The sequence below is a fragment of the Protofrankia sp. Cj3 genome, from assembly GCF_917627355.1.
Taxonomy (GTDB): Bacteria; Actinomycetota; Actinomycetes; order Frankiales; family Frankiaceae; genus Protofrankia.
Genome location: NZ_CAKJTR010000092.1, coordinates 17521 through 21554 on the forward strand (window position 1 = coordinate 17521; position 4034 = coordinate 21554).

The 4034-nt window shown below is 65.4% G+C and carries 3 protein-coding genes and 2 pseudogenes; 3 read left to right on the top strand and 2 right to left on the bottom strand.

Annotated elements, in window-relative coordinates; genetic code table 11:
* Window positions 1-310: pseudogene (locus MJ783_RS13905) on the bottom strand (hypothetical protein); the annotation flags it as partial.
* A gap of 10 nt (window positions 311-320) precedes the next feature.
* The gene (locus MJ783_RS13910) at window positions 321-1445 is read right to left on the bottom strand and encodes an FAD-binding oxidoreductase (RefSeq protein ID WP_239310861.1); all 1125 of its coding nucleotides are present in this window, start codon (window positions 1443-1445) and stop codon (window positions 321-323) included.
* A 593-nt stretch (window positions 1446-2038) separates the two neighbouring features.
* Between MJ783_RS13910 and MJ783_RS13915 the strand changes: the two are divergent.
* From MJ783_RS13915 to MJ783_RS13925, 3 genes and pseudogenes are all read left to right on the top strand, one after another.
* Window positions 2039-2433, top strand: a pseudogene (locus tag MJ783_RS13915) (type II toxin-antitoxin system RelE/ParE family toxin).
* On the top strand, window positions 2430-2744 hold the full coding sequence (locus MJ783_RS13920; RefSeq protein WP_239310862.1) for a transcriptional regulator: 315 nt from the start codon (window positions 2430-2432) through the stop codon (window positions 2742-2744). The pseudogene MJ783_RS13915 and the gene MJ783_RS13920 overlap by 4 nt, the downstream one beginning before the upstream one ends.
* A gap of 537 nt (window positions 2745-3281) precedes the next feature.
* The gene (locus MJ783_RS13925) at window positions 3282-3722 is read left to right on the top strand and encodes a hypothetical protein (RefSeq protein ID WP_239310863.1); all 441 of its coding nucleotides are present in this window, start codon (window positions 3282-3284) and stop codon (window positions 3720-3722) included.
* Window positions 3723-4034 lie beyond the last annotated feature (312 nt).

The window sequence follows — 4034 nt, forward strand, 5'->3', positions numbered from 1 at the left end:
CCGGGACGCCCGCCCCACGGGCCTGCTCGGCCGCCTCGGCGAGCCCGCGCAGCGCGATGTCGAAGGCCGGCAGCACTATGGCCGAGACGATCTCGCGCGCGTCCTCGACCGACAGCCTGCCGGTCAGCCCCACGTCCGCAAGTGCCTGCTCGACAGCGTCCCGGTCAAATGCCGACGCCGCGATATGCCGGCCCAGTACCGCGATCTTCAGCCCGTTCGCCTGCCGAGGTGTGGACGATGTCGACGCCGCACTGTGGCTCCCGCCCCGGCCGTCGACCAGGTCGCAGCTGTGCATGACAACTGTGCGCACCGTTGCTCCCCTACCTGCTCGCCGGGCGGAACCGCTCGAACCGGAAGGCGGCCAGGGCGTCGCCTCGGTCCTCCCCGAGCACCTCTGCCGCGACCAGGTCACCCGCGTGCACGCTCAGGGTCGCGCCGCTGTGCGAGACGGCGAAGTGGAAGTTGGGCAGCTCGACCGCCCGCCCCAGCACCGGTAAGCCGTCCCCGGGAATGGGACGTTCAGCGATCCGGACGCTTTCCACGGCCGCGGCCCGCGTCCCCGGGTACAGCGCACGGCTCGCCTCGAGTATGTCCTCGACCGCCGACCGGTCGGCACTGATCTCGCCGCTCTCGGACACCCGCACGGCACCGTCGATCGCGGGGGTGTGCAGCAGCAGCCCGCCGGCCCCGTCCGGACGCAGGTGGACGCGGGGTGCGTGGATGACATGGGATACCGAGACCGTGACCGGGGAGGTGTAGACAAGCACACCGCGGGTGTTGCGCATCGGCAGATCCAGACCGGCGAACCTGGCGATCATGCTGGCCTGCGGCCCCGCGCAGTTCACGACCGCGTCCGCGCAGAGCCGCCGCCCCGAGGCGAGCCGGACGCGACGCACCGTTCCGGCCGTGACCTCCAGGCCGATGACCGCATCGTTGGTCACCAGCTCAGCGCCCTGGGAGACCGCGCTGGAGAACAGGTGACCGATCAGGCCGGCCGGCTCAACCCATCCCTCGCGCGGGAAATGGACGATCTCGTCCGCCGGTAGTTCGGCCGGATCGATGTCCGGTTCGAGATCCAGTGCCTCGGCCCGGCTGAGCCAACGCGCCTCGTATCCGTAGCTGAGGACACCGGCGACTTTCCTCCGCAGCTTCTCGCGCTCGTCGTCGCCAGCTGCCCACTGTAGGTTACCGCCCTCGTGGTACCAGTCGCTGTGGGGCACCTCGGCCGCTAGTTTCTGGTGAGCCGCCATACCCGCGACGCCGAGATCATGATACAAGCGCGACTGCTTGCTGGAGGCGTTGGTCCACGAGAAGGTCGAACCGGAGGTACCGCCCGCTGGCACGCCGGCGTCCACAACGATGACGCGGGCACCCCGCCGCACCAGCGAGGCACTCACCGCCGCGCCATAGACGCCAGCACCGATGACGACCACGTTCTCAACCATGTTGGTCCTTCCTCCTCTGCTCTCTGCTCTCTGCTGCTCTGTCTCTCTGCTGCTCTCTCGGAACTGGTGGTCGGGCGACCGACGGGCCCGTGCGCTCATTCCGGCGGCACCCGGACGGCGCCCCACCGGGGCGTCACGGCCGACGGGAAATGCTCGGCCGGCCTGGAGCAACCACAGCGGTACACATCTGCGGCGCATCCGCCGCTACCGGCGATGTAACTAGTTTCAGCAACTATTTGCAGTCTGGCGTACGCAGCCAGCGCGGTCAACCCATCCAAAAAGCACCCGAACGCGACGCGGGACCGCCAGAGGATCTTCCGGTAATTGCCAACAACAGAGAAATAGGCGTTTCATCCGCTTATGTTCGACGGCATGTCGACCCCGTAGCCGCAAGCACCCCACCAACCATTTGATCCGCGGTCAGACCTGGATCTTCCGTCAGCCCCCGCGGGCCTCCTTCCTGTCGGCTGAGCTCGTACGCTCCATTCATCGTCGTCCGCCGGCTTGGCTGTCAGCCGGTCAGTCACAGCGCGCCGACCGCGGAATCTTCTGGAATCACAGAGCGGATGTTTAGGCTAGGCTATAGTTGATCCATGTCGGCAGAACCACCTCATCGGTGGGCGATCAAGGTCGCACCCGAAGTACGGGAGTGGCTGCGTGCGTTGCGCCAGACAGATCCGGACGCCTATCGGTCGGTCAACGTGGTGATCGACATGCTCGCCGAGATCGGACCCGGGCTCGGGCGTCCGCTGGTCGACACACTGCGTGAGTCGACAGTCAAGAATCTCAAGGAGCTGCGTCCACGGTCGGGCCGGATGTTGCGATACGGGTGATCTTTGTCTTCGACCCCTGGTCGCAGGCGGTACTGCTGGTCGCTGGCAACAAGGCTGGCGACTGGTCGCGATGGTACAGGACGGCGATCCCCGCGGCCGAGATCGCGTATGACAGATGGCTGGCCTCGGAGAGGAAGCGGCGGGAGGGCTCATGACCGAGTTTCATGACTGGGACGACATTCGCGCCGAGCTGCACGACGGCGATGGGGATGCGCTAACCGCTGAGCGGGCGCGCACCGAGGCATGGGTTAGTGCATTCCATCTGGCCGAGGAGCGCAAGCGACTGGGGCTAACTCAGCGTCAGGTGGCCGACCTGATGGGCGTCTCCCCGGGCCGGGTGAGTCAGATCGAGAACGGTGATCTCGATGCCAACGAGGTCGCTACGCTAAGCCGGTATGCCCGAGCGCTGGGTGCTCGCATGCGGATCATCTTCGACTACGGAAACGATCTCCGCCAGATCGCCTGACCGGCCATTGCCCTTCACGAATTCTTGATTATTTTCTGAAGTGGTCCCTCTATCGTAGAGGGAGAGTTCTCCACCGTGGGATTTAAGCGCGCCGCCAACACAGAGAATGAGATCATATAGACAGATCCTACTTGATGCGGAACCGTGCAGGAGATGAAGGTTTTGCGGCCCTTCGGCGTCGCCCTGCGGGGGAAACACCAAATGGAGCGGTCCCGGTTCCGTGGAGAGTGAATTTTTGGTCCGCTGCCTGCCCCATCGCCGAACAGGAAAGATCAAATAGCCTTGGCTGCGCTGGCTGAGGACAGCCTGGCTACGCGTGAGATCGCCCGGATGGTCCAGCTATGACAACCCGGCCACCCGGGCCAGCTGCCCAATGACAGTCTATGATCAGTAAAATAAGATTACGCAAGGTTCACATCAACCGGCGGCTTCTTCCGTGCCCGGAACCAACACTCCACGCTTTTCGTCGCGGATACCGGCCGCAGGCTGTCGGTGGGGCAAGCCAATTAACCACAAATCTACGACGCCGACGAGCGGATGCGGCTATGGAGCCGGAACCTGACCGAAAAGCTGGAGATTCTCTACGCCGAGCAGGCTCGGAGGATGGTGGCCGTCTTCGTCTACGCCGACTACGCCATCCGGAACTGGACCTACGCAGACCGGGTCGCCGCCGCTCTCGCTGACCTACCGCTCGCCATTGGAGCGATCCCGATACGCGTAGAGCGCGTTCTCCCCGAACCGGAGAAGGTCCAGCTCCGGTGGAGTCCCGACGCCGAGCCGAGCGAGCACGTCGAACGCCGCCATGCGGGCGTCGGACTCTTTCCAGGCCACAACGTCCTACCAGGCGAGACGGGAGTAGCGCGAGGAACAGCAGGCGACGACCGGGAGGACCGCACCGGACCGCTCCCGGGCCAGGGTGCGCGAACAATCAGCCGGGCTCACCAGTGCAATCAGACCCACGGTCCCGTCCAGGGTTGAGGCTCTCCGTCACCACCACCCTAGGCCCGCAAGCCGTCACACGCATCCGGGACGGGACAATCCGGGCACAGGCAGAGCGCCACCTGCTGTCCGCGCCTCGGTCCGCGTCGGGAGATGGAACCCCGATCTCCGCAGGAGCGACGGAGAGCACATAACGGGTGCCGGCGGCCCCCTCCGGATTCACCGACACCCACCATCGAGCAACATCGACCGACGACGACAAGCATCGAAACCGTGGGGTAAACGCGGGGTTCGGCACCTTGGACGCCCGATCCAGTGGCGAGAAGTGTCTGTGCTGCAGATGATCTTGGC